The following is a 24855-nucleotide window of genomic DNA, read 5'->3' as shown; positions in this document are numbered from 1 at the left end:
TCTGTTACAGCATCTCTTCTCATTTTTCTGCATAAAAAATCCCGTATTCCCACAATCCCTTTTTCATGGCAAAGTACTGATTATAAAGCGCATCGCAGGGATGCTGGAAAAATATGATTTTATCGAGCAGGTGAAGAGGAAGGAAAGGGAGCGAAACGTATAACATCAGTTTCGAGGTCTTGAACGCCTGCCTGGTCACATTCCGGTAGTCGGTTATGCTAAAACCGGAATCCTTTGCAAAATTTGCAAATTGACCGGGGGTATTGAGATGATTGACAAACCATCCATCAAGCCAGCGCTGCATGAGCTTCTTGTCTTTGCCTTCATAGTGTTCCCGTGATGCAAAACCGTCGGCAACGACCAGGCGCCCGTTGCTTTTAAGGACGCGGGATGACTCTGCGATAAACTGAGCCTTGCTCTCGGCGTAACAGATGCTTTCGAATCCCCATACCACCGAAAAGGATTTATCGTCGAACCGGGTATGCTCATAGTCCATTTCATGGAATTCGCAGAGATCGGCAACGCCAGCTTTTTTGGCATTTTTGCGGGCCCGTTCCACCTGATTGGGACAGATAGTAATACCGGTGACCCGACACCCGAATGTTGTTGCCAGAAAGATACTGCATCCGCCAACTCCGCATCCGGCATCGAGAACATGGTCATCCTTTGTTACCTTTGCCGTCTCGGCGACCACTTCATTGAATCGAAGCGACGCTTCACGCTGGGTCTTTGTCGTCTCATCCCAGTAACCATAATGCATGTTCTTGCCCCAGAGACCGTAAGCGAATGCGTTGTCTTTGTAGTACTTGATTATGTCCCTTTTCTTCCATCGCATAGAGAATGCCGTCCTTTACCTGGCAGGTGATTATTTCTTGTTTGTATCCTTCATTTTCTGCAATTCTTCAGTATCAGCAAGATCTTTCATATTCTGCGTGAAAAGCAAGCAGCCCTCACCTCACCAGTGGAGAATTTTCCATGTGGCAACACGCTTGATCGGGGTGGATGCAGTATCCATAATAAGCAACCATTTCCGGATATTGTGAAAATATTTTCAAAATCTCCTCAACAGCAAGAATTCAGCCCGATTTCAGCACAAAAAACAAAAAAAAGTGACCGGAACATGTGTTTCCGCCCCCACCGATTATTTCTTCGGCTGATTTGAATAACGTGGTGGAGGGATATGGTTAGTGCCTGGTTCAATCGAGAATAATCAGCTCAACGCGCCGGTTTTTTGCCCTCCCCTGAGGGGTATCGTTACCGGCGATGGGATTTTTTTCACCCATTCCCACGGCCCTGAGGCGGGAACGCTTGACACCTTTTTTTATTAAATAGCTCACCACACTCCGGGCACGCTTATAGGAGAGGTTCCGGTTGAGTTCAGCATTACCTACATTATCGGTATAGCCATGTATTTCAGCATGCACCTGAGGATATTCGACGAGAATCCGGGCAAAACGCTCCAGTTGTGTCCGGGCGCCGGGTTTCAGTTCCGCGCTGCCGGATTGAAATTTAACCTTCGTAAGCACTGTGCTACCCGGATTAAGACCGGGGGGTAATCGCCTGCTTTTTGAATTTCGTGCATCGGGATTACGATCCGGCTCCTGTCCCCTGTTTCGGTACATGGCTCGTATGATAGCACGATCGATTCGGGCATATTCACGATAGGATATTTCTGCCGGAGCAATTACATTTTTCCGGAAATCAAGAGCATTACGCGGCCCCTGCTCTTTAAGGACAGCAAAAGCCTCTTTGACAAGGGCCCGCTCTTTACGGGATATTGCCCGTCTGGCCTTTCGGATCTTCAACCAGAATCCCCGGGCTTCCCACCGCTGCTTTCGAGTCGTGGATGACCAACCGAGCTTTTTGAATTTTTTACGATACAAAGAAGCAGTCAGAACATCAAGACGACTTTCACCGATATGATTTTTTCCCAGATTGGAATAGGCCCGGTCCACATAGGTTTCCACTGCCTCGAGCAATTGTTGTGGATCTGCAGTGGATGAATCTTCCTTTGCCCCCGCCGTCATACCAAGAAGAAAAAAGAACACCCATGCTCTGAGAAAATATCGTAAGAAAGATCCCTGGAATGGATAATGAAGTCTCTGCATTGAGAAGTCCTGTTTTAAAGCCCACTAACGCTGAGGAATTAATAATAAAATAATAAAAAGTAAAAATGCCGGTAATGATCAACCCTTTGAGACGGATCCGGTAGAGAGTCGTTACAATCATCGTTCTGAAAATCGTGGTATGCATTTCAGGCATTAATGCCTTTCATACATCGCCGTAAGTATTGGTATAAATTATTTTTATAATGTAACCTTGAAATGAAAATCCGGAGGATACTATGGGTAACAACGAAGAACTCGATCGATCACTGAAAGACCTTAACGACGAACTCTCGAAAGTAGAAACCGAGAATGCGGAAACCCAGCAGAAAATATCTGATCTAACCAATAGAATCAACAATGTCATCGAAAAAGATCACACCAGACCGTCAAAGGAACACCATTCTCTCCGTGATGAGCTCTCCGACTCAATCGATTACTTTGAAGTCTCTCATCCCACGTTGACTGAGGTTGCCCGAAGAATAGTTTATACATTAAATAATCTGGGAATTTAGTTCTTCCGCTTATCTTTTGCTACCTTCAATTTTCCCGACTGTACGATATTGGTATGGATATCGGCGGCTATGTTGCTGCAGTTTTCCTGTCCGGTTTTATTATCGAGCACAAGCGCTCCACTGATATCAAACTGCAGCCGGCCGCTTGCAAGGCACGATTCTATTGTAACGCCCTCAAGCCAGGTTCGGGGATCGAGATCTATCAGCAGACGGGTTACTGTGCCGGCGTCAACAGAAAAGGAACTGCTCTCCTGCTTGTAGAACCGGGTTATATTTGTTGCCGCGCTGATAATAAAATCGTGCATCTCCCCCTCATACCGGAATGTACCTCGAAGCTCTATTGTTGATGGTTTGAGCAGGCCACACTCACCAGTACAGGCATCCTTTTTCAGGGATATTTTTACGCCCTTGTATCGGAGATCAGGAACTCTTATTTCTTCCAGGGACGGTTCCACGGTTCCGGAAAGAACATTACAGACAAAAGGGCCATCCAGACAAAAAGACTCATCATCGAAATACAGAGGAGCATAGTTATCCATGTCGATTGACAAGGCCTGATCGGAATTACCGAGAACGAACCTGATGTTATCAACTAAAACATAGACCTGATCGGTTATAAACTTCAGTCCGTCGTCATTCTCGATAATGATCGGTAAAGAAGAACGGTTGTCGGGTGAAAGTGGATGTACTGGAAGCTCATCCCTGTCGGCGAAGACAGCCTGTGATGAGTCGATTCTCATGGAAAATGCCACCACTCCGCCGGGATTTCCGGCTCCCGACCCACCGGCAACAGAATCCGGTCCACTGCTGGAGCAGCCGGCAAGTGCAAGTAATGCAGCAATAATCAGACAGCGCAATTTCATGCTTTCCCTTTCCTCTTGCTCCGGCTTTTTGATACGGGGAACGTTTGCATATTTACCTGATAGACCCGCTCTGTTTTTTCCTGTGTATCGGCAAAGGCAAGCAGTTCTTCCCAGAATGATTCCATCCGTTTTTTGACTTCCCGATACCCTTCAGCGGTGAGTCCGAGGGTCGCTGAGCGAATATCCCGTTCTCCGGCGCTAAACCGCTCAATAGCGTCTCTTCCAAGGGCAATGACCGATTTATGATACCTGGTAATTGCCAGCGAGATCACCTCTGAAGATGTTCTGACAACGGAATCGACCGCAACCCATTTTGTGCCGGAATGGTCCTTTTCGATAATGCCCAGTGATTCCAGCAGCGTAATACCTTTGACAACCCTGCTTTCACTGACCGCCGGCACAATTCGCCTGCCAATCCATGATGGATCTCCAGGATAATCGGAAGATACAACAAGCTCCTTTATGACCGGAAGGTACCAGTGTGAAAAATAATCATACTGCTTTTTCCGTAGCTGTTTCATCGGTTCGTATCGCCGGGTCCGAAGAATTTTCTGAAAAAAAGCATCCTTCTCATCAGCGGTTTTGGCATGATCAAAGGCAACGATTGTTTGAAAATAATCGAACTCCCTTTCTGTAAGGCCTAATTCTTGTGCCAGAAATTCCATCGCCTTTGAACTGATATTAAGCTTGCGGCTTTTGATCAATTGAAGAAAATTGGGTGAGGTAGATCCTGCCAGCCCGGCAAAATTCCGATAGGAAAACCGTGGGTCCTCTCTTTGCAGCACATCAAAAAGATCACTGAGATACTGCCGGTAATCAATGTACCGGTATAACCGGGGAAGCCTGCGTCTTGTTTTGCTCGGTAGTGACATTATTTAATGAGTGCCTGTACACTGATTGGCGAGTCGGGATCAGTAATCCTATGGTCGCACCTATATAAATAAATTATGTGCCCGAAAAGACCAAATTGCCAGGCCCTTTCTTTCATCTTACTGTATAAAATTTTTATGCAGATTATTAATTTTTTAAATTTATCCTCCACCGGGCTGAACTTATAATATCTTGAATTTAAGTAAATTATGGAATTACAATTAATTTTTTGTTTTAAAATGTGAATATTTTGTTTGCTTTAAAACATCCGATTAATTAATTTATATAAGGAAGGTATAGGGGCCTTCACTTCATTGCGCTTCCGGGTGATCATTTCTTTGAAATGAGACGCCAATATCAAGGGGATACGTTCAGCACATGCAGAAAAATATCGACAATACGATTGAATCCATTTATTATGTCATCCAGCAGAAAATTTATGATGATCCATGGGGTGATCTTGGAGTCAGAAAATACATTAACTTGCAAAGGGCGAAAAGAGCTCTTCAGTGCGAAATAAACCATTGGGTACCCAATGAGATGATATCCGAATGGCCAATACGGTACCGCATAATCCGGCGCACCGACACTATTGTCGATGAAACTTCACAAAAAGCGACCATGCAGCCCAACCGGGAAACAACGTTATAATCATGAAAAGCCTAATAGTTTTCGCATCCCTTCAGATGTTCCTTCCAGCAGTAATTGCATCGCTTCTCTTCTGTATAAATTAAACCAGCCTCTTTTTAAAGCAGAGAACGCAGGATAGAGCGGAACAGACGATGAACTGCTGCTTATGATAATCCCGCGCTCTCAGCTTCTTCAAAAAGGGCTCAGTCCCGAACACCAGGGACAACCGCAACCACTACTGCACCAGCCTGATTCGCGCCATATTTTTGACAGCACCAACATTGAGAACAGCGAAATAAAATCCCGATCCAAGCATCCGGTTATGCCTGTCGGTGCCGTTCCATGAGACCGAGAAACTCCCCCCATGGTTATTTCGTTGAGCAGTGTCTTTACGAGCTTACCTCGGGCATCGAAAATTTTCAGCACTGCCGATCTGGGAGAATCCAGCCGCGGAATCGCAAACTCGATTGTTGTTGCATCCGTAAAAGAATTCGGCGTTATGCGAAGAGCTGTCTCTTCGGGCAATACAGCCGTTTTATCCTCAACCACCGGCGTACCGGGATCGACAACAAGCATCGATGTATAGGGGGTGACAATATTATATTTCTTGCCCAGCATGGTCACATTCCGCACGAGTTCATCCTGTTCTCCGTACATCTCAATTTCTTCCAGCAGATGATCGATTTTCATCGATGCCCACATGCGAGGCACAAAGGGGTGATTGTTTGATCCCCTGCCAAAATCGAGCGTTTCGGTTAGTACAATTTCATTGGTCACCTGGAGACCGGTGAAAGTAACAGTATGGCCGCCGGTACTGCGATAGCGCCCCAGAACACTCAGTTGCGCGCCCGCATATAAATTGGGCAAAATCCGTGGGAAAAGATCGTAAGGCTCCAACTCCTCGTAATGAATTTGAATGCCGGCAATCAGGGGATAGGAAATCTTTGTCATGAACCGGTCCATGATGCTTGCGATGGAATCATCAGAGTTAATGTTCCGATATAAGCCGTTGTTTTCCCAGGCGAGCCGCTTCAGAAAAGCCTCATCCAGATCGTTGCCGATTCCAAATGTAAAGAGGGACATCAGCCATAAAAGCGATATTCTTTTTGACAATTTCTGCCCGGGTGATCTCATCCGGCGGCGTGGCCCACAGAAGGAAATAGGGGTCGTCACCGGACTTATCAAAAAACATGGGATCATTCATATCAGGTACATAGGTCAGTTGATTTAATGCATAGGCATCATTCTTCAGGTTATAATGTATACGAAAATCCTTTTCCTCCTGTGTATTTTCATTACCATAGAGTATCGAGAATTCATTGCTGTTTATCCGGGTTATTCCCAGCCCGGTTCCCTCAGTATGGCTCGGTGACAAACAGGAGAGAATATCCTTTTTTGCAGACATGTCGACAGCAAGCGAGGCCCGTTGGACCGGTTTTGACGACATATTTGCCGTTTTCATGAAAAAGCGGTATTCAACCTGACTGTTTTCATAGGGAAGAAGCTCCGCATAGGTGATTTCAATACGCCGTTCACTCATGAGATGTCCGGCCGGCTCTATGGGAAACACGGAAAGCTTAAACACATTGCCTCCCATGTATTCCAGTAATGCGGGATCGATCTGCCGCCGAACAATATTTTCATACACCGCCCGGGCCGTATCCTTTTCCATAACATCGGCAATGACCCGCTCACCATTAATCCACAGAGCCAATTCGGTAACCACCGCGTTTTCCGGAAGAGGGAAAACAAAAACACCTTCAAGACGACTACTCGACTCGTTCTTAAAGGTGTGATCAACATGGGTGACCGCAATCTGATCAGTAATCGTCACCTCGGCATCATAATGGGTCAGCCAGAGCGGCTGTCCCTGAGTATTGGAGAGAGGGCGGCGCGCATAGAGCGCGCCGAGGGCAAAGAGTGAGGCATGAAGAGAAATCAGCAGTAGAGTGAATATCTTTATCATTTTCGACATCCTTGACTATTTGTAGGCTATTGGTTGATTGAGAACGAGTTCCGGCGTCCTTATAACAAGCACGAAAAATCCACGGGTTATCGGATTCCCTGCCCGATCGGTGAAATTCCATGTCCATCTGTAATTAGCTGCAGCAAGCTCAGCAAGCGACCATTCCATGATAAGCCTTCCTTTGACGTCATAAATACATGCTTTACCGGCCAGGACTTCGGGCGTAAAGGATGCAAGATAAATCTGCATCAGGTTCTGCGACAGGGGCATTATCGTAATTTTTGGTGTCCCTGAAACACTGATAGCCTCTGAAGCATCCAGACTGCCCGGTCCCCATGATTCGGAACCCGCCATAGAGGAATCGACTCCATCGGGATTTTCTGCAGGAGTTTCGGTTGAAACCAACTCACCATTTTCATTTACCACCGAATCGGCAACGGCAATGAATGCGGTGTATTCACATAAGACACCGAAAGCAAGGCTGATCTCCAGTATTTTATCTTTATTCTGTTCGTTATAGAGAGCGCTCTGTTCATTGCGAAGATTCTCTATTGTCTGACGAGCCCACATCTGGGCAACACACTCCATTGTCCTGTTGTCGGAAACAAAGTTAACATCATATGACTCCGAGACTGCTTCACCGTCTTTATCGGCATTGAGCATAATGGTTCGGGGACCGCCCTGCTGATACATACCGAACAAGAGAACCGGTTGCCCATACCAGAGATCACCAACACTCTGCCGGGTTAAGGCAGTCGGAATTTCGCCACCCCAATCGATTGAAATATTCTTGAGCTGAGGAATGCGAATCCGGGTCCAGAAATCATCGACAATCGGTTTAACATCATCATTGAGTAATACCATTGTTGCAATGCCTTCACCGGCATTCGCCGCCAGATCCATCAGTTCCCGGTTGGTCGAGTTGCCGATACCGAAAGTAAAAGCAATCGTTTCATTGGGATCATTCTCAATTTCAGCATAAATATCATTTATTCCTCCGATAAATCCATCGGTGATGAGTGTCATTATTCTGGTTCGCCCAGGCTCGAGGGGAACACTCAATCCTTTCCGTACCCCGGAAAGCATCTGAGTGCCGCCACTTGCATAAAGATTGCTTATCCATTGCCTCGCCGCTGCGATATTCTCCGGCGTTGCCGCAACCGGCGTCTCGTTGAAATTCGATGTACTGTTACTGAATGCTAAAAACGAAAGACGGTCGCCCGGGGTTGCTTTATCCAGCATGGCATTCATTATCTCTTTCAATTTCATAAGGGGAATCCCACCCATAGATCCGGAAACATCAAGAACAAATACCAGATCCACATTCTGCGGCTTTTTAGAGGCGGTATCGAGTAAATCGGGATAAATCTGCAGGGCGAAATATCCTTTGTTGCCGTCATGGTAACTTAAAACACTTACATCACGATGCGGCGATTTTCTGCCGAAGCGGAGTACAATATCCCTATTGGGAAGCACATCCTTATCATTCATTTGAACCAGCACGGTATTCGATCCTTCAGGAAGCTGCCGGTCCATTTCAAGCATGACTGTCGGCAGGGTCATCTGATCGATTCCCTGTTCAGTCACCGTAACGTCATGATTCGGACTGACAAGATCGGCAATCTGATAGGGCGTGATAAAAAGGATAGTAAAATCAAGACTGCTGCCGCTGCGTGTTCCGGGAGGAACATAGAGCGGGTTGGAACGCTGCTTAGCCAGAGGCGCCGGATCGTACCGTGGGCCTACAACCGTTGGAAAAGCCAGTTCGAAGGTACCCATATCATAGATCAAACTCATGCTGAAATAGATCGTCACTTCCACACTGTCATGGGGCAGTATGTTGCAGAGTTTCTGGATAAAGATATTATCCTGCGACTGAAGCAGGAGACTTGCCTGTTTGCCCTCTTTTTTTGCCTCCTCGTATTGCTTCTTTGCTTCTTCCTTTTCCTGTATATCTGCATGAAATACACCGGTACTCGTACGAAAATCCATGCCGTGCACAGCGCCATTGTGGGGAAGAGGAAAAACATACTGGGTCTCCATGGGAAGATCGAAAGGATTGCGAAAAACCTGGGTAACCTTACCATTGGCAAAGCCGTCACCACAGATAATGCTGACTTCCGTTCCAACCGACGGTATGGTGACCTCTTCACGCTGATCAGCCGGCACATTAACTGAGATTTCTCCGTTCGGCAGATAAAGCGTATCGCCAATACCAAATGATGTATCCGAGACTGTATCCGCCGATATCGGCTTCCATGCCACACAGGTACCTTCACCTAAACTGTCCAAAGGGACCTTTGCAAAAAGCGCAATCGAGCAGAAAAGAAGTGTCATTATCATCCCTGTTACAGTGGTTTTATATGAAACCATGATTCCTCCTTTAGAGTAAGTATGTGTGTTATTTAAAAACATCCCCGATTTTTTCCCAATGAGAAACAGTTTTGCATGGTACTGAATTTTCATGAATCGGCATTTCAGCTATATTCTCGGCCCTTACCAGCGACAGCAGCAGTATCAGCGCAATCAAGGCGATGGCCGCAATGACTTTTTTAAGCTCCATCCCTCCTCCTTTTCCTCGTGTGATTCTTTAATATTCTCTGATTTCTATGAAAATCAAAAATATCAGAAATATTTCTTTCATACACCTTTAAATATACCGGTATTTTAAGGAGTTAACTATGGTTGATTCATATTTTCGTTTTCTTATAGAAAACACATGCATTTACATTTCAGGAGGGAGCGGGGGAATACATTTTTTAATTTTCCCTGGAGTGAAACAATCCTGTACAATCGTTTCCTATGAAAACCTCTGCGAGAATCCCGCGGCAGTGCTCACCGAAAGAGTGAAACACACGGCACTTCCGGTCAAAAAAGATTTCCTCGAATCCTTTGCCGCCACGAATTCGCCGTCATTATATTATAAACCGCAATTTACGGATGAACAAGCCGCGGCCGTTAAATCCATCACCACATCAACAGCGAATTTATTCGGATATAACCACTTCTGATCGAACAGGGATTCTGAAGGAAACACTAAACCGGCTCTGAAGTCAATGTTCTGTAATTACCGGTACAGAGATTACCTTTTGAGTACCGTCGGTAAGTTCGTACCGGACAAGGAGCATGCCTGAAGTAGAAATTGCAGGAATCGTGATCACCGGACGATTGCATGACATAATAGTATGAAGTATCCGTCCTGATGCGTTGATCAGCGTAATTGTTCGCAGCCGGTGCTGCAATGAAGAAGGAATGGTAAGTTCGAGTATATTCCGGTGTGCCCGGCAGAGCATTCGCGTTGTATGGGACGGAGAAGGGGTTTTTCTCCCTGAGGTAACATTGGAGCCTTCGGTATGACTGATCGTTATCGTCTGATTGCCGATTTCAAGGGTCACCGATTCCTGATACCGCCATGGCTGTGCCATCCTGAAATCATATTCCGCCCAATTGCAATCATAACAACGGATATCGATCCTTCCCTGCAGTGCCCGGGCAGTAAAGATGACTGAATCGGGGGTCAGGGTGAGGATAACCGATGAATCGTTCAGCCGGATTTTACCATAGGAACAGGTGTCACCGGGCGCCATGCCTTGCAAGGTACCGTCCTGGTTGGTATTCAAGGACTGGCCGGTGCTCAGGAAGACCGATGGTACCTGAATATTACCGTCAGGATCGCTCAGATTCACCGTCACAGCAAGGCTTTCGATTGCCGGATTGTAGAGATAATGATCGCCGGTGTTAATATAGGATTCAATTTCCGCTGGGTTCATAGATGAAATGACGGTTGATACGTTTGCATAAATAAAGCTGCTGTGATTCCAGTTTTCATCGAGCAGCTCAATACCGGAACCGTTTTCATGACTCATCAGAGAAAAGGCCCGGTACTGGGCGGTTCCGTGCGTATAGGCATTCCATTGATCCCCGGAACGGATAAAAATCGCCCCGTTATCTCCCACTGCGGCGGTATTGCCGATAGCCCGTACCGGAGTTGCCGACAACATGGTGTCTCTGACAAAGGAATCACCGCTCCATCGGTAGAGAGCCCCGCTCTCTGTTCCTGCGTATCCGCCGCTGTAGCAGAGGACTGTCTCGTCTGTGGATATATCCAGATCCTGTTCGGCTCCCACACTGCCGCCCAAGAGAGGAAAATACCTGATCAACCCGCCGGAACCGAGGACAAAAATTCCCGTATCCTGACTGGTGGCGACATCAAAAGCTCCCTCAATGGCCGCAACAGTCTGGGTAACCCCTTTGGCGGTCAAGGCAAGGCTCTCCCGATTGGTGATCTGTGAGGCATCTCCCGGTACAGTGATCAGTATCAGACTGTCTGTATTGCCGGCCAGTGCCAGCTTGACCGTATCATAGGTATACCCTGCCTGGTTTATCAGATAGACCGGTGTATTTGCAGCAACGCCGAATCCACTCAGATCGAGTTGCGCAGGTTCGTTGAAAACAAGTTGCGGCATGCAGCAGAGACACATGGGAGAAGGAGGGATAAAGTCAACCTGAGACAGATATACCTCACCACCAGCGGTTGTAAACGCAGCCGTATTGTTGCCTTCACTGCGCGTTGTTGTTAATTTTTGCGGATTGAGCGTGCAGAAAGCATCGGGGAGCACCACAGGGTCGAGTTTTTTTTCGGCTGCCGTCCAATGGCCGCCGGTGAACCAGGGGTGGAGGTACACGTAACCGTTACTATCGATCCCGCATTGAGCATGGGAAAGGAACGGGAATGCACCGGCAGCCACAAACAGAAGTGCGGCCGCAATCAGCCGAACCCCTGCATCCCGAATGCCAATTGTAAAAAATGCTTTTTTCCCGATTCCACTCATGCTTCTATTCCTGGTTCCTTTTACCCTATCATGCATCCGCTTCAGGGTGTATAAATCTCCATTCTTTCGGTTTCGCCCAGATCCGGATATCCCTTAACGCTTCCACCCGGAACATAAATACGTCTATTAATGACACCGACTCCCATACCATGCCGTGGCTCCGGCATCGGTGCTTTTTCACTCCATTCTCCTGTTGAAAGATCGAATTCTTCACAACTGCCGGTTATCTCATTTTTAATCTGCGAAACAAACCCGCCCATGACATAAAGTTTACCCCGTACTGTTGCGGCTGCAAAATTGAACCGTTCGGTACCCATGGAAACTCCCTGCGCGCAGCGTGCTTCCCCGGGAACATATGTCTCCACCGTTTTCTGTGGTGCGGTCTCCGACGATCTGAGGCTTTCATTACCACCCAACCCGCCGAGAATATAAATAGTATCATCGATAACCACCGCCTGATGATTGGTGCGGGGAATCAGCATATCGGCCTTATGGGTCACCGTTCTGGTTTGAGGATCATATTCATCGATCGATGAACTGATTTTGAATTCACCATTCGCAAAAGTCAGGCCACCGATAAGATAAAGCTTGTTATCCAGGGAAACCACCGCAAGTCCGCTGCGGGTGTGGGGAAGCGAGTCGATTATCCGAAAGGTATCCAGAACCGGGTCGTATTCCTCGATGCTTTTCAAGTCCTCATAATAGCTGCTTCCGCCGATCACATATAGTTTGCCGTTGGCCACGGCGACACCGTGATTATAGCGGCCCTTGTTCAGTGGCTGCCGTTCGGTCCACCCGCCATTCTGCGGATCGAATGCTTCAACCGATTTTATCGCAATGCTTTTGCGGCCGGTTACACCAAAAGGATCATCGTAACATCCCCCGACAGCATAGAGCACCGAATCGAGTACGCCGCAGGAGAAAAATCGCCGGGATTCGATACAGGAGGGCGCACTCTGCCACAAGTTAAGCTCCCGTCCATCGATTGAGACCTCCAGGGTACCATACCAGTAATCCCCGGCGTTGTCGCGGGCGGTAACATAGATGGATTTGGTTCCCGAATCGGGCCAGAGGTATTGGAGGGTATCAAATCCTTCGCTCGAAGAAACCTGAATATCTCTGATTACCGAATCTGAATAGTCAACCGCCCACATAAGGCGATCGACACGGCGGGTCGCATTATGAAAACCAACTTCGATGCGTACCGGGTCGAGCACCGACGGTGAATCGAGGAGTGAAAATTCAAAGAAAGTCCGCACCTTTACAGGAGATACCGCATGTATCTCCACCGGACGGGATAAGTTTCCAATATTGTTGAAAGAATCCTCGGCAGCGACCTGAATTTTCAGAAACTGCAAAGAAGTATCGGACTTATCAGTGAAAACAGTAAAACTATAAAAGGTGTCGAGTATTATCGATGTATTGATCTTGAGCGCAGTTCCCTCATCGCGGTAAAGATTGTATCCCTCGAGATCCGGGACCTTAACAGGATTCCACCGGAGCGTAACATTTCCCTGCAAGGTATCATAGGAGGCGCTCAGTCCGGTAGGAACCGGTACATAACTGGTATCATAGGTCAAACTCAAAGAAGGGATAGTGGAGGTCTGCCCTTTTTCAACGGTAACTGTTTCTGTGGCAACCTGGTAATTGGTTTTTTCATATCTGAGCGTGTGGGTTCCGGGCGGTGCGGCGAAAATTTTGAAATAACCCGTGCTGTCGGTCCAGGCGGCAAAGGAAGTTCCCGGAATATAACAGCGGACCCCGCTGTGGTCTGCCTGCTCCGTGAGAACATACCCTTCGATTTTTCCGGGAGCATACATGGCAATGGTTCCCACATCGTTTACCACATCCTCCTGATAGGAAACCTCGGGAATATAGACGATATATTGACTGTCGCGGTATGCGCCGTAGATATTGAGCAGTGTTTCGGAAAGACCGAGATCCCCGAATTCGTATTTCCCGGATGCATCGGTGAAGACCGTATCGACAGCATTATCGCTGTCGGGATTGTCCTGATCGGCGGGAACGGCACGTACCAGTACGCTGTCAAGCGCAGCGCCGTCGGGATCGGTAAGGGTTCCCCATACCTCCGAACCGCCGGTGGTGACCACATCATCACCACTTTTGCTGCAGCAAAACAGAGTGCAGATACAAAGAAGGAGGGTTAAAAACAGGGCATATATCCGATTTCGCACCACTGTTACCACTCCCTATTCAACTTTCGAAAGAGGAAAAACCTGGACGTTAACATGGTATATTCGATCCTGCTTATTATGGCTCCGGTCTTCACGCACCATTTCAAGAATTTCACGATGAATATTTTTCAACCGCTCGATTATCGCATTATACCCATCTTCGGATATACTGAATGTCAAGGTAGACATGCTCCGTTTTTCCCGTGGAAGCCGCTCGATATTGAACCGGGCAAGATCTATCATACTGATGAGAAAATTGGTGATGGCAACCGACTTCGCTTCATATCCTGTTGAAATAAAATTATCCGTCTGCTCAAAATAACCGTCGGCATTACGCTTGATAAAATCGATTGCCTCAAGGAACTCCACCGCCTTTTTTGCTTCTGCAGGTTTAATCGGAGGATGAACCATTTTCGCAAGCTCATCATAATTGGCCTTGACCGGGAAAATATCGATAAGCTCGCGAATTGCAGTGTAATACCATTTGTTGTAAAACTCATAATGCTGTGCATCGGTTATCGTTATCTTCGATTTCTTATTGGCAAGAATCTTTTCGAAGTAATATTTCTTCTGACTGTGACTCTTGGCCTGCCCGAAATTTACCAGGAGCTCGAAATATTCGGTCTCCCCTTTGTTGAATTTGAAAAGCTGAGCGAATTTAAATATATATTCCGACGATATATTTCTTTTGCCCTGAATTATGTTGGTAAAAAAGCCCGCAGAACTGAATCCGACCTTCTGGGCAATGTAGCGGTAAGAAAAGAAAGGATGCTTCTTTTTATGTTCCTCATAAAGATCTTTCAGAAGCTTCCTGAAATCTATATAGGTATAAATATCAATCATTATATCGGGCCTTTACAAGTATTTTTCAGTTCCCTATAAATATACCCTCTTATGCCGCCCGATTCAATTAAAAAAGAAGGTTTTGTTTTCTATATGAAAACAAAACAATTGCAAAACAACCAATAAGTCATTGATTTTTATGCTCATATTACAATTTTTTTTTACTGAAATTGAACTTGAGGCAGAAATAAAACAATAGCGTTCCACCGGGGCTGTGCAACGAATACGGTATTTTCTCCCGCAGATGCCCTCAGGAGCTTTTTTCGGGAACGTGTATCAATCAGGCGATTTAACGTCAAATACTATTTCATCATCATCGTCATCATCGTCGGTAGTGGTGCTGACTTGAGCCGATTTACCGGCATCAGCTCCAGGGACCGGTGAAGAACCGACTTCAAACAACGCCTCTTCATCGTCATCCAAAGATAATTCATCATCATTGTCATCATCATCCGCCGCCGGCTGGACTGAGGGTTGAGGCGCACCGCCGATCTCAAATACCGCCTCTTCCTCCTCTTCATCTTCCGAATCTGTACTCTGTTCTTTCGATTCCGGTTCGGATGACATGGTAATCTCAAAAACGGCTTCATCACTCTCGTCGTCAACAGCGGGCATCGCCTCGATTTTCGTATCAGAGGTATTTACTTCAAAAACAGGCTCATCATCGTCATCGGAATTCTCTTCCTCCCTCACAAGCTGCGCCGCCACCTCCCGGACCTCTTCTTCATCTTCCTCATTGATTATCACTTCCCCAACTTCCTCAATGTCATCTTCGGAAGGTAAATCACTGAGATCGCCGTACTGTTCGGTGAGATTGAATCCGACTTTCTGCCAGAGTTCCTGGGTCATGATCGCCTGTCCTTTACGGGGCTTGAACCTGGCCATGACGTCCTCGATTTCCCGGTCGACAATTTCTCTGTCGAGATCGTAGCGACTCTTGAAATAATCGTAAAGAAGCTGCTTGCTGAGCCACAGGAATTTTCCGGTTCGTTTCTTTATCCTATTCTTTGAGGTGGGCATGGAAGGCCTCCTTCCATTTAAACGTTTTGATAACTCACTACTTTTTTTCACGCCTTAGAAAAAAACCGTATTCTTTATAATTTAATATATACCATCGGCATATCAAAGGGTTGATGCAATAATAGTTGTATAATTTACGCGGTTACAAACAGTCAGAGCTTCCCTTTGGTCCCTTACCACCCCCACGATTGTCGAACCCGAACCGCTCATAAAGGCCGCATGACAACCGGCGTTAATCAATGTATCCCTGATATTTTGCAACTCCGGATGGCTTTGAAAAACACTGAGTTCGAAATCGTTGTGTATACTTTTGACAACCATGTCATAGTTATTTTCCCCCAATGCCTGCTCCATTCTTTCGGTCATCTCCCGGTGACGGTTTATTGCAGAATAATCGATTGAACCGTAGGCCTCCTTTGTCGATACACCGATTTCGGGAATTACCAGAATAAAATAAAAGCGCATATCAGTGGAAATCGGCTGGAGGATACCGGTTGATTCGGTATCGAAAGCGGTTTTGCCGTAAAAAAAGTAAGGGACATCCATACCGAGTTTGCCCCCCAGCGAACAGAGCTGTTTACGCGAGAGATTAAGCCCCCATAGTTCATCAGCCAGCAGCAGGGTTGCCGCAGCATTGGAACTTCCACCGGCGAGTCCGCCCCGGGCAGGGATATTTTTCGTCAAGGTAATCCGGGCATTCTCCCCTATCCCGAACTCCTGTTTAATACTTTCTACCGCTTTCCAGCAAATATTTGTTTTATCACAGGGAACGCCATCCCGGTCGCACACCACCTCCATGGTATCGGCTTTCTCGAGGTGCACCATATCGTACAGACCGATCTGATGTTTGATGATCCCCAGCTCGTGAAATCCCTTGCACTCACCGTCGGCAAGCTTCTTTACAATATCCAGAGCCGGGGTAATTCGGGCATAAGCTTTCCGTGAAGGCATGGAACAGTCACCGTTTCTCATCGAAATAGGGCATGAGTTTGGACAGCCCCTTGAAAAACTGCAGACAGAATTTAAGAAACACTTCCTTATCGTGTTCGGTAAATTTTTGCGAACCGAAAAGATCAAGGGATTTTTTACCGTAGAGGGAAAGAACCCCCGCAACCCGACCTTCCCTTCCGAACGTTTTCCGGAGAAGCGAGTGAGGATAGTTGCCGGAGGGAGCAAAACCCTCGGCACGGAGATCTTCGATCAAAACAACACCGTTGCCGGGAATCAAAGCGTCATGAATCTCAGCATCCAGTTTTTCAAGCCGGGGCAGACCGCCCTGATTATCGATTGCAAAGGACTTGTAAACTTCCAGTTTCTCTGCAACTGGGTTCTGAAGCCAGAAAATTCCTGCCTCGGCCTCAAGGATAAGACAGACATTGGGCAGGGCAAAGTTGATCAGCTCGGAGATGTCTTTGGCTGAAGCGATATTGAACGATGCTTCGGATACTGCGGAAAGTTTGGCCGACTGGATTCTTAAAAATTCCCGCTCCGCATTGGCATTCAGTTCGTGAGCAATCATCTCGCCGATCCGTTCCAGTATCTCCTGCTCTTCATGGACCTCCTTTTTAGGGGAAATTAAATGGAGGAACAGAAGCCCGGCCATTTGTTTCCTGACCTTTATCGGATGGGCTATATACCATTTTTGCTGAAAGGAATCCTTTTCGGGAACATTAATTGTAACCGTTTTCTGCGCTTTCAGAACCTGCGTTGTCAACTGAGCATTCAATTTTATTTTTTTGCCCTGCAAAAGGTTCATATTGAATGAACTCGATGCCTTGACAAGAAAAATCCGGCTCTTATCATCGAACTCATAGTAATTGCAGATTACCCCGTGAGAGGCGGTAACCACTTTCATGAGCAGCAAATTAAGCCGTTCCGGGAAAGGAAATTCGAGATTGAGAATGGCCTGTATACGTCCGAGGAGGGAGAGTGAGAATGCCGAAGTCGTCGTCAATTCGAAATCCTTTGAAGCCTTGACTACATCTGCAGCGAAACTGGTCAACTCTTCAATATAGCGCAAATCGGCTTTATTGAATATCCGCTCATACCGCTTGCTGTTGAGGTTCAGCACCCCGACAACCTCATTACCGATCACCAGAGGACATGATATGGAAGAAATGATATCCTTTCTCCCCTCTCCCTCAGAGAGAATTCCGGGTTCTCCATTAATCAGAAAGGATTTACCGGTTTGAGCAACTTTGCCGGCAATCCCTTTTCCGAATTTCTGAGCTGTGGTGCGAACAATATCGACATTGAGTCCGTCGGCCATCTCAATGTTAAGCAGCCTTTTTTGCGAATCGACCAGCATGATCGATCCCGAATCTGCATTACAGGAACCAATGGCAACTTCAAGAAATAATTTCAACAGCTCCTCTTTATTTTTCGAAAGAAGCACCGCCTGCTTAATTTCATGCAGACTCTTAAGGATTCGCTCCCGCTCCTGAGAGAGCTGTTCCTGGGAAAGCTCCTTACTGCCGGATAAATAGAGAATACGGGCGCTCAGACTGCTGATAATATCGACCCGTTTCATATTCAGGCGTTTCAGGCGCTCCAGAATCTCCTGGTCGTCGGTGGCATTAACGATAATATCCAGCGTTGGATACCGGGTCAGTTCGTTAAGGTCTTCCAACTGCGGATTAATGACTCGAATTACCCGTGGTCCATCGGTATTGAGAAGCAGCCCCAGAATAGTGGAAGCTTCCTTATTAATACCTACAATGGCAATGTCCTGTTTTCGTGATCGTAAAAGCATTACCTGTCCGGTTTGCTGATTCCTGGAAAATCTCCATCCAAATAAAAATATACCTTGAAAATAATACGTTCACAATTAAAAGTTTGCATCAATTTTACTCAATTGTGTTTATATGGTGCTCCATTTACTATTTTAGAGACGTGAATTCAGGAATAGAAAAGCGCAGATATCCTCGCGCTAATGTCAGTTTCGTTACCGTTGAAGTATACACCCGGCCCGGCGTTCCGGAATCACCGGAGATGTGTTTTGTTATCAATCTCAGTGAAGACGGTATGATGTTCCGCTCCGACCGGGAATATGAGCTTGGCCAGGTCGTACTCCTGACCTTCTCTCTCCCCTCCAATGAAGTCATTATCAAGAACGACGCTACGATCATTCACAGCCGGAAAGTCAACACCTCCACTTTCTGCGGCGTACAATTCAAAAGCATGGCCTTGGCCGAACGAAAATATCTGAGAGATTTTATTGCCAATCTCATTGAACAGAATCCCGAAAAAGAGGAATGATTCATACCGAATGAACGCAGAACAATCCTGAGCCCCCCTCTTTTCCGGACTTTTACTTCTGCTTCTCCTTACTTTTGCTTCTGAAATATATTAATTTGTCTATAGAGGGCAATCTATTTCGGAAGGGCTTCATGACACGGCCGCTGAGTATCATCAAAATTCTCCTTTACGGTATTATCCTTACCGTTCCTGTATACAGTTTTGATGTGCAGCACACGAGACTCGGCGAAACCCTGTCCATATTTCGTTTCGTTAACACCACCAATGATTCCAGCTATGATAATTTTCATATCCTGCTCCGCCGCCGGCTCGATTATGAACTGTTATTTCCGGGGCTGCGCATCAAAGCCTGGGATTCACCGTATACCGATACGGCAACACTTGCCGGACATTCAAAATATGTCCTCTTCGGGACATTCGAGACCGATTCGGTATCCCGTGAAAATCATCTGACCTTTACCATAATTAATAATAAAGAAGGCGAAAGCAGCTGGAAAAAACTTCCTGCAGGAAGTATGTCGATCGACGATATCGCCGAAACAATCATTCTTAAAACAGGCAATTTTCTCAAAAAACCGATACTCGGCGAATTGACCGTGAGTTCCAATCCTCCGGGATGCGATGTATTGCTTGATGGTGTCAATACCGGGCGGACACCCAAAGTGTTTTCGGTGGAATCGGGAGAATACCGTATTCGACTTGACGGCGAATTTCTGGATCCCTTTGAACAATCAGTCCTTATCGAAGCCGGTAAAACAGTCGATCTCAACGTTCAAATGAATTTCAAGGGATACCCGACTTTCTACTGGCTGGCGGCATCCAGCGCATTAACCGGCCTTGCTGTTATAGCCTTTGTGCTTGAAAAAAATTATCATGATGATTATATGAATCTGGATGGAGGATTGAATAAATCAGATTATAAACGTGCCTACAAATCCTATGCACGGGCAAACTACATCGGCATCGGATTCAGGTATTTGAGTATCGTGGGCTGGACCGGTACAGGATTCTGTTTTTTTATTAACCGTTCGCTCAAGAGGCGCATCTTTGGACGCAATTAATTTGAAACATTTTGGCCAAAATAGCGACTATCATTATAGTCGGGAAGGCCATAATGTGGAAAATCAAGATGTTACGGAACTTATCGAGAAATGCATTGAGGGTGACCGACGTGCACAATTTGCCTTATTCAACCGATATAAGTCCAAGGTTGCAGGCATTGTTTTTCGGAGTCTGGGGCCGGGAATTGATGGGGATGATGTTATTCAGCAGGTCTTTATCAGCCTCTTTAAAAGCCTGGCGCATTTCAAAGGACTCTCGTCCTTTGATACATGGGTCTACCGGATCAGTTATAAAGTATGTACCGATCAGCTCAGAAAAAAATACAGGAAACGGAAGTTAAATATTGTCGAATTCGATAATATTGAAGGATCGGTAAAAGATGAAAAATTCAGCCCGGAGATGGTGCTGCAGCAAAAGGAGTTGAACGAAAAGATCTTTTCCGCCCTGATGAAAATGAGCATAGAAAAAAGAATGGTAGTCGTATTGTACGAAATGGAAGAGAGGACTGTTGAAGAGATTGCCGCGATAATCAAGAAGCCTTCGGGCACGGTAAAGTCACGGCTCTTTCACGGTCGCAAAGAATTGAAGAAGCATCTCAGTAGATATCTGGATACCGAGTAATGGATAAGATCAGCCGACAGGAATCCGATCCCGGAATCAAGAAAGTAAGCGCACTGCTGAAAAGTGTCACGGTTCCGCACAAAGAAGATCATGAGTGGACGGTAATGGCGAATGAGATTTTTTCCGCTCTTGACAACACCCCTGTACACTCAGGAAAAACTCGCCTGCAGCTCCCTTTGCCTGATTTCCTGAAGATAAAACCATCGGTGGCATTTGCCGTTGCAACGGCACTGGTTCTGGCAGCGCTTTCTTTCCAGATATCATTTATGCTCTTCATTCCAAAGCCGCTGCCCAATGCACGGGTAGTTACCGTTCAGGGAGCGGTTACCTCGGGCCACCCCAGAGGCCGCGCTTCAGAGAGCACCCTGGAATCCGGAAACGACCTTCTCTCCCTTCCGGTCAGAGAAGGAGAGATTCTGGAAACGGGTAAGGACGGTTCCTGCATAATTGCCCTTGAAGAAAATACCGGTATTGCGCTTTTTGAGAATTCCAGGGTTGAAATTACTCATGCCTCCGCCGGAAAATTTTCGGCCTTTTTGGAAAAGGGAACCATCCTCGCCCGGGTGCCCCCCCCCAGGAAAGGCAAACGGTTTACCATTGTCACCCCCAATGCAGAATGCCATATTACCGGCACCATATTCAAGGTACAGGTTGAAAAAGATCCTGTTTCCCTGCGAACGAAAACAACCTTGTCGGTAATTGAAGGTACAGTACAATTCAGAAGTTCAATCCGAAAAAAGATGGTATTTGATATCACCGAAGGAGAATTCTCGGTTCTGGAGGGGAGCGACAGCTTTGCAACATCCGGACAGATTACCGAAAACCGGTCTGCATTGAAAGAGGCTCTGCAGGTTCTGGCGCCGCTCGACCGCGCCGTGAGCCCATTAGAGAACAGCGCAGTTGCACTTTCCAGCGATCCCCCGGGAGCTGCAGTCTTTATCGATGGTGAATATACCGGAAAAACTCCGCTTTACAGCGAATTCCCCGCAGGGAATCACACCCTTACTTTTTCTTACCTGAATTATTATCCCTGCGATACGATACTGACGGTAACAGCGGATAAATCCCATTCCATGACAATCTCCTTAGAGCGTGCGATCGTGATAGACTCCGTCAAAGCTCAAACTCCCGAACCGGTTCCGCAGAAAAAGAAAAAACGGGGATTCTTTTCACTGTTCCGTAAAGAACCGGAGCAAAAACCGGTTCCTCCGGCGCCCAAACCTGCGTCAATTAGCAAACATCCGGAATTCATCAAGGCTATGAATGATCTGCAGTTCGGACGGTATACAACCGCAATCGAACGGCTTCGCTCCCTCGCTCTCAGCGATGATATCTCATCGGAAAGCAAGGTAACCGTCCTGGAAAAAATGGCCCTGTGCCATAAAAAGAATCGTCAATTTGACAATGCGCTAACGATATACAATTCAATGTATGAAATTGTGGGCAGCGGTGTTAAAAAAGACAACCTGCTGTGGGAAATCATTACGATTAAAATCGATAGATTGCAGGATTATGCGGGCGCTGAAATGGACCTTGTTGAATATCTGATCGCCTACCCCGACGGCTTGTGGCTTTTCGAAGCCTATGTGCGGCTGGCGGAAATGCAATACCTTCTTGACAAACCTGAGGCTGCGGCGCGTACCTATAAAAAACATGTCGAATATTTTTCGGGCAAGCAGGATGTTCACCGTTCGATTTATGCACTTGCGCAGATTTACAGGACCGAACTCGATAATTGTTCCGAGGCGCTGAAATGGTATACAAAGCTCATTTCGGAATATCCGCAAAGTACGTATAAGGAAAATAGCGTATTCTGGCGGGCTGAATGCTTTTCCCGGCTTGGAAGAAGTCAAGAAGCTAAACAGGAATATCAGTATTATCTCTCCCATTTTCCGCAAGGACGCTGGAAAGAGGCTGCTGCGGCACGAATGCAGGCGAGATAAAAAAAATGTGTGCAATGACAGAATCTAAAAAAATCCGCCCTCTTTTTTTTCTGCCCCTGATCGTGATCCTCCTGTGCGCGCACCGGGATAATCCCAATGACCCGCAGAGCCCCTATTACAAGGAATCTCCACTTTCTATCGAATCAGTCGAAATTTCACAGGATACAGTCTATGCCGAGGATACCACGACCTTTATAATTACAATCCGTTATATCGACGGATCGATAAAGGAACACAGAAAAACCTCAGTATTTACCGAGCCGGGAATTCATTACCTGGTGTTCCCTGCCTTTGAAGATTCTTTGCCTGTTATTGTTCTGGATTCACAGGCATGAGAACACAAAATGGACCAAATGTCCGACTTCTTTAAACCTTTTCTTTGAAACAGGCGACTATAATATGGTACAATAAAGCTGTATCAATCTCACAGGAGGGAAATATTTATGAATAATTACATTATTAGGGGATATTTACTGTTCTCATTACTCCTTGCGGGTAATTCTGTGGCTCAAGAGCCGCTCTTTTATGACGACTTTTCGGCAGGCCATGGTGAGTGGGTCATACTCAGCGGCAATCCTCAGTTGAGCACCTCCGGAGATGTTTTAACGGTTACCAACAGTGAAAATTCCTATGCAATCATCAAACACGATACATTGCTGCACGATTTTACCTTTTCGATCTCAATCAATGCCAAAACAGCCCCTTATACAAACCTGGGTGTCTGTTTCTGCCTCAATGATCAGGGACAGGGATACTACGCAGCAATCAACAATTCACAGCAATTCAGTATAGTGGTCATGCACACCGGAAAATTGCTCTATGCCGCACCCAATTCCCATATCAAGCCTGCCGACAACATCCTGACAGTCAGTAAATACAACGGGAATATCAGTATCTATTGCAACGGCCATTTCTGCGCTACCGTCGAAGACACCGCCGATTGCAGCGGCGACATTGCGCTGCTCGTTCCCGGTTCAACGACAGCCGAATTCGACGATGCCACCATAACCAATGTCCCGGTAACGACAGACCCGATCGGTTGCTTCGCGGATAATTTCGACGACGGTGATTTTACCGGCTGGTATACCAAAACAAATGATATCGAAGTTTCTGCGGCAAATAATGCCATGCAATTATCAACGCCCCAGACAGGAAAGGGAACCAGTGTCTGGGTGGACGGCGGTTTTAATGATGCATCTGTCAAATCGACGGTATCCTGGAGCAGCGGGTCGACCGACTCCCTCTACGGCGTTGTCCTGGGAGTGCTTACCCATACCCGTGATGCATCAGGAATGTTGAATGTCAATTACAATATGCTCGGATTTCTTATCAATGCCGAACGACGGTATGCGAAGTTGAGTCCCGACGGATCGATTACCTCCACGAATGTTTCGGAATCGAGTATCCACGGCACTACCGATACCCTCGAAATACGGATGCGCCCGAATACCTATCATTTTATCGTTAATGGAACCCTCCTCGATTCAATGGCCGTAGACGGTTCGTTTCAGCCAGCTTTTGCAGGATATTTTATGGGCGGCGACCTGAGTATTTCCTGCGATGATTTCATTGTCGCTCCCGAGGACAATTTTCAGTGTCCGGTTCAAACACCAACACGGGAAGTTCTTACTATCTCCACTCAACACCCCCTCCCTTCCCACGAAAGGGTCATATATAATCTCCTGGGAAGAAAAATTTTATTCGACGGCAACAAAAACCGGTCACCGGCACCCCACAACAAGCTCCCTCAGGGAATGTACTTTCATTTACATAAAGACGACATCGCTCATAAACCGGTCAGAATCGAAGAGTCCAGATAGGGGAATTTAAATATGCATGAAAAATATTCAATCTCCCTTGGAAGGGGGCGGAATGTGAAACAAGGAAAACCCTGTAATCGAAAATATCGCAGGGGGATCGCAGTCCTCACTGTTTTTTGCCTGTTATCAATTGGCGCTTCCGATACGTTTTCCTACGTTGGAACCGGTGGGTATGATGCGCCCTATTTCCAGGCCGATTTTTACCAGGATCTTGGCGATTATACCTCGGGGCTGGTCAACCCCGCGCTTCTCTACCGAGTCAACCAGATCCATTTTGATGCCGGTTTTTACCGCTGGGCCCTTGGGCACTGG

General features: G+C 46.6%; 24 protein-coding genes. 10 read left to right on the top strand and 14 right to left on the bottom strand.

Going from position 1 to position 24855, the window contains the following annotated elements; genetic code table 11:
• Positions 1-19: 19 nt before the first annotated feature.
• Together GF401_19580 and GF401_19575 are read right to left on the bottom strand one after the other, a co-directional pair.
• Positions 20-835 carry a methyltransferase domain-containing protein gene (locus tag GF401_19580; protein ID MBD3347262.1) on the bottom strand — a complete coding sequence of 272 codons (816 nt, stop codon included), beginning with the start codon at positions 833-835 and terminating at the stop codon, positions 20-22.
• A 361-nt stretch (positions 836-1196) separates the two neighbouring features.
• Positions 1197-2108: an OmpA family protein gene (locus GF401_19575; GenBank protein MBD3347261.1), complete on the bottom strand. Its 912-nt coding sequence runs from the start codon at positions 2106-2108 to the stop codon at positions 1197-1199.
• A gap of 236 nt (positions 2109-2344) precedes the next feature.
• Here GF401_19575 and GF401_19570 point away from each other — a divergent pair, with 236 nt between their 5' ends.
• Positions 2345-2620, top strand: coding sequence for a DUF4404 family protein (locus GF401_19570; protein MBD3347260.1), 276 nt, complete (start codon positions 2345-2347; stop codon positions 2618-2620).
• On the opposite strand, the gene GF401_19565 is transcribed toward GF401_19570, so the two are convergent.
• On the bottom strand, positions 2617-3483 hold the full coding sequence (locus GF401_19565; GenBank protein ID MBD3347259.1) for a hypothetical protein: 867 nt from the start codon (positions 3481-3483) through the stop codon (positions 2617-2619). The genes GF401_19570 and GF401_19565 overlap by 4 nt on opposite strands.
• Positions 3480-4355, bottom strand: coding sequence for a TIGR02147 family protein (locus GF401_19560; protein MBD3347258.1), 876 nt, complete (start codon positions 4353-4355; stop codon positions 3480-3482). The genes GF401_19565 and GF401_19560 overlap by 4 nt, the downstream gene beginning before the upstream one ends.
• A 376-nt stretch (positions 4356-4731) precedes the next feature.
• On the opposite strand from GF401_19560, the gene GF401_19555 reads away from it, so the two are divergent.
• Positions 4732-5004, top strand: coding sequence for a hypothetical protein (locus GF401_19555; GenBank protein ID MBD3347257.1), 273 nt, complete (start codon positions 4732-4734; stop codon positions 5002-5004).
• 171 nt (positions 5005-5175) lie between these two features.
• Here the strand turns inward: GF401_19555 and GF401_19550 are convergent, their stop codons facing one another.
• Genes GF401_19550 through GF401_19535 form a run of 4 tightly spaced genes read right to left on the bottom strand, consistent with a single transcriptional unit; the run spans position 5176 to position 9512 of the window.
• Complete coding sequence (locus tag GF401_19550; protein MBD3347256.1) at positions 5176-6066, bottom strand: hypothetical protein; 891 nt, start codon at positions 6064-6066, stop codon at positions 5176-5178.
• Positions 6026-6958: a hypothetical protein gene (locus tag GF401_19545; protein MBD3347255.1), complete on the bottom strand. Its 933-nt coding sequence runs from the start codon at positions 6956-6958 to the stop codon at positions 6026-6028. Before GF401_19545 ends, GF401_19550 begins: the two co-directional genes overlap by 41 nt.
• 6 nt (positions 6959-6964) lie before the next feature.
• Entirely contained in the window at positions 6965-9415 is a 2451-nt protein-coding gene (locus GF401_19540; GenBank protein ID MBD3347254.1) for a VWA domain-containing protein, read from the bottom strand.
• Positions 9351-9512 (bottom strand): hypothetical protein, encoded by a 162-nt coding sequence (locus GF401_19535; GenBank protein MBD3347253.1) that lies wholly within the window; start codon positions 9510-9512, stop codon positions 9351-9353. Before GF401_19535 ends, GF401_19540 begins: the two co-directional genes overlap by 65 nt.
• Before the next feature lie 118 nt (positions 9513-9630).
• On the opposite strand from GF401_19535, the gene GF401_19530 reads away from it, so the two are divergent.
• Positions 9631-9960, top strand: a complete 330-nt coding sequence (locus GF401_19530; GenBank protein ID MBD3347252.1) for a hypothetical protein — start codon at positions 9631-9633, stop codon at positions 9958-9960.
• A 42-nt stretch (positions 9961-10002) separates the two neighbouring features.
• On the opposite strand, the gene GF401_19525 is transcribed toward GF401_19530, so the two are convergent.
• The 6 genes from GF401_19525 to GF401_19500 all read right to left on the bottom strand — a co-directional run bounded on the left by GF401_19525 (position 10003) and on the right by GF401_19500 (position 18591).
• On the bottom strand, positions 10003-11781 hold the full coding sequence (locus GF401_19525; protein MBD3347251.1) for a hypothetical protein: 1779 nt from the start codon (positions 11779-11781) through the stop codon (positions 10003-10005).
• A gap of 41 nt (positions 11782-11822) precedes the next feature.
• The gene (locus GF401_19520) at positions 11823-13979 is read right to left on the bottom strand and encodes a hypothetical protein (GenBank protein MBD3347250.1); all 2157 of its coding nucleotides are present in this window, start codon (positions 13977-13979) and stop codon (positions 11823-11825) included.
• Between the two features lie 12 nt (positions 13980-13991).
• The gene (locus GF401_19515) at positions 13992-14819 is read right to left on the bottom strand and encodes a TIGR02147 family protein (protein ID MBD3347249.1); all 828 of its coding nucleotides are present in this window, start codon (positions 14817-14819) and stop codon (positions 13992-13994) included.
• A 276-nt stretch (positions 14820-15095) separates the two neighbouring features.
• On the bottom strand, positions 15096-15839 hold the full coding sequence (locus GF401_19510) for a hypothetical protein (protein ID MBD3347248.1): 744 nt from the start codon (positions 15837-15839) through the stop codon (positions 15096-15098).
• A 102-nt stretch (positions 15840-15941) separates the two neighbouring features.
• Positions 15942-16811 (bottom strand): 4-(cytidine 5'-diphospho)-2-C-methyl-D-erythritol kinase, encoded by an 870-nt coding sequence (gene ispE, locus GF401_19505; GenBank protein MBD3347247.1) that lies wholly within the window; start codon positions 16809-16811, stop codon positions 15942-15944.
• Complete coding sequence (locus GF401_19500) at positions 16798-18591, bottom strand: GAF domain-containing protein (protein MBD3347246.1); 1794 nt, start codon at positions 18589-18591, stop codon at positions 16798-16800. The genes ispE and GF401_19500 overlap by 14 nt, the downstream gene beginning before the upstream one ends.
• On the opposite strand from GF401_19500, the gene GF401_19495 reads away from it, so the two are divergent.
• From GF401_19495 to GF401_19465, 7 genes are all read left to right on the top strand, one after another.
• The gene (locus GF401_19495; GenBank protein ID MBD3347245.1) at positions 18576-19097 is read left to right on the top strand and encodes a hypothetical protein; all 522 of its coding nucleotides are present in this window, start codon (positions 18576-18578) and stop codon (positions 19095-19097) included. The two genes, GF401_19500 and GF401_19495, sit on opposite strands and share 16 nt — an antisense overlap.
• Positions 19098-19228: 131 nt before the next feature.
• Positions 19229-20158, top strand: a complete 930-nt coding sequence (locus GF401_19490) for a PEGA domain-containing protein (GenBank protein MBD3347244.1) — start codon at positions 19229-19231, stop codon at positions 20156-20158.
• Positions 20145-20780, top strand: a complete 636-nt coding sequence (locus GF401_19485; protein ID MBD3347243.1) for a sigma-70 family RNA polymerase sigma factor — start codon at positions 20145-20147, stop codon at positions 20778-20780. Before GF401_19490 ends, GF401_19485 begins: the two co-directional genes overlap by 14 nt.
• A complete protein-coding gene (locus GF401_19480) occupies positions 20780-22723 on the top strand; it encodes a PEGA domain-containing protein (GenBank protein MBD3347242.1) in 1944 nt (647 codons plus the stop codon). The genes GF401_19485 and GF401_19480 overlap by 1 nt, the downstream gene beginning before the upstream one ends.
• A gap of 14 nt (positions 22724-22737) precedes the next feature.
• Positions 22738-23058, top strand: coding sequence for a hypothetical protein (locus GF401_19475; protein ID MBD3347241.1), 321 nt, complete (start codon positions 22738-22740; stop codon positions 23056-23058).
• 108 nt (positions 23059-23166) lie between these two features.
• A complete protein-coding gene (locus GF401_19470) occupies positions 23167-24543 on the top strand; it encodes a hypothetical protein (protein MBD3347240.1) in 1377 nt (458 codons plus the stop codon).
• A gap of 54 nt (positions 24544-24597) precedes the next feature.
• On the top strand, positions 24598-24855 hold a 258-nt coding region (locus GF401_19465), incomplete at its 3' end, for a hypothetical protein (protein ID MBD3347239.1).

It is taken from the genome of Chitinivibrionales bacterium (genome assembly GCA_014728215.1).
GTDB lineage: Bacteria > Fibrobacterota > Chitinivibrionia > Chitinivibrionales > WJKA01 > WJKA01.
Note: the sequence above shows the minus strand (reverse complement) of the source record. Positions and strands in the feature narration are given on the sequence as shown.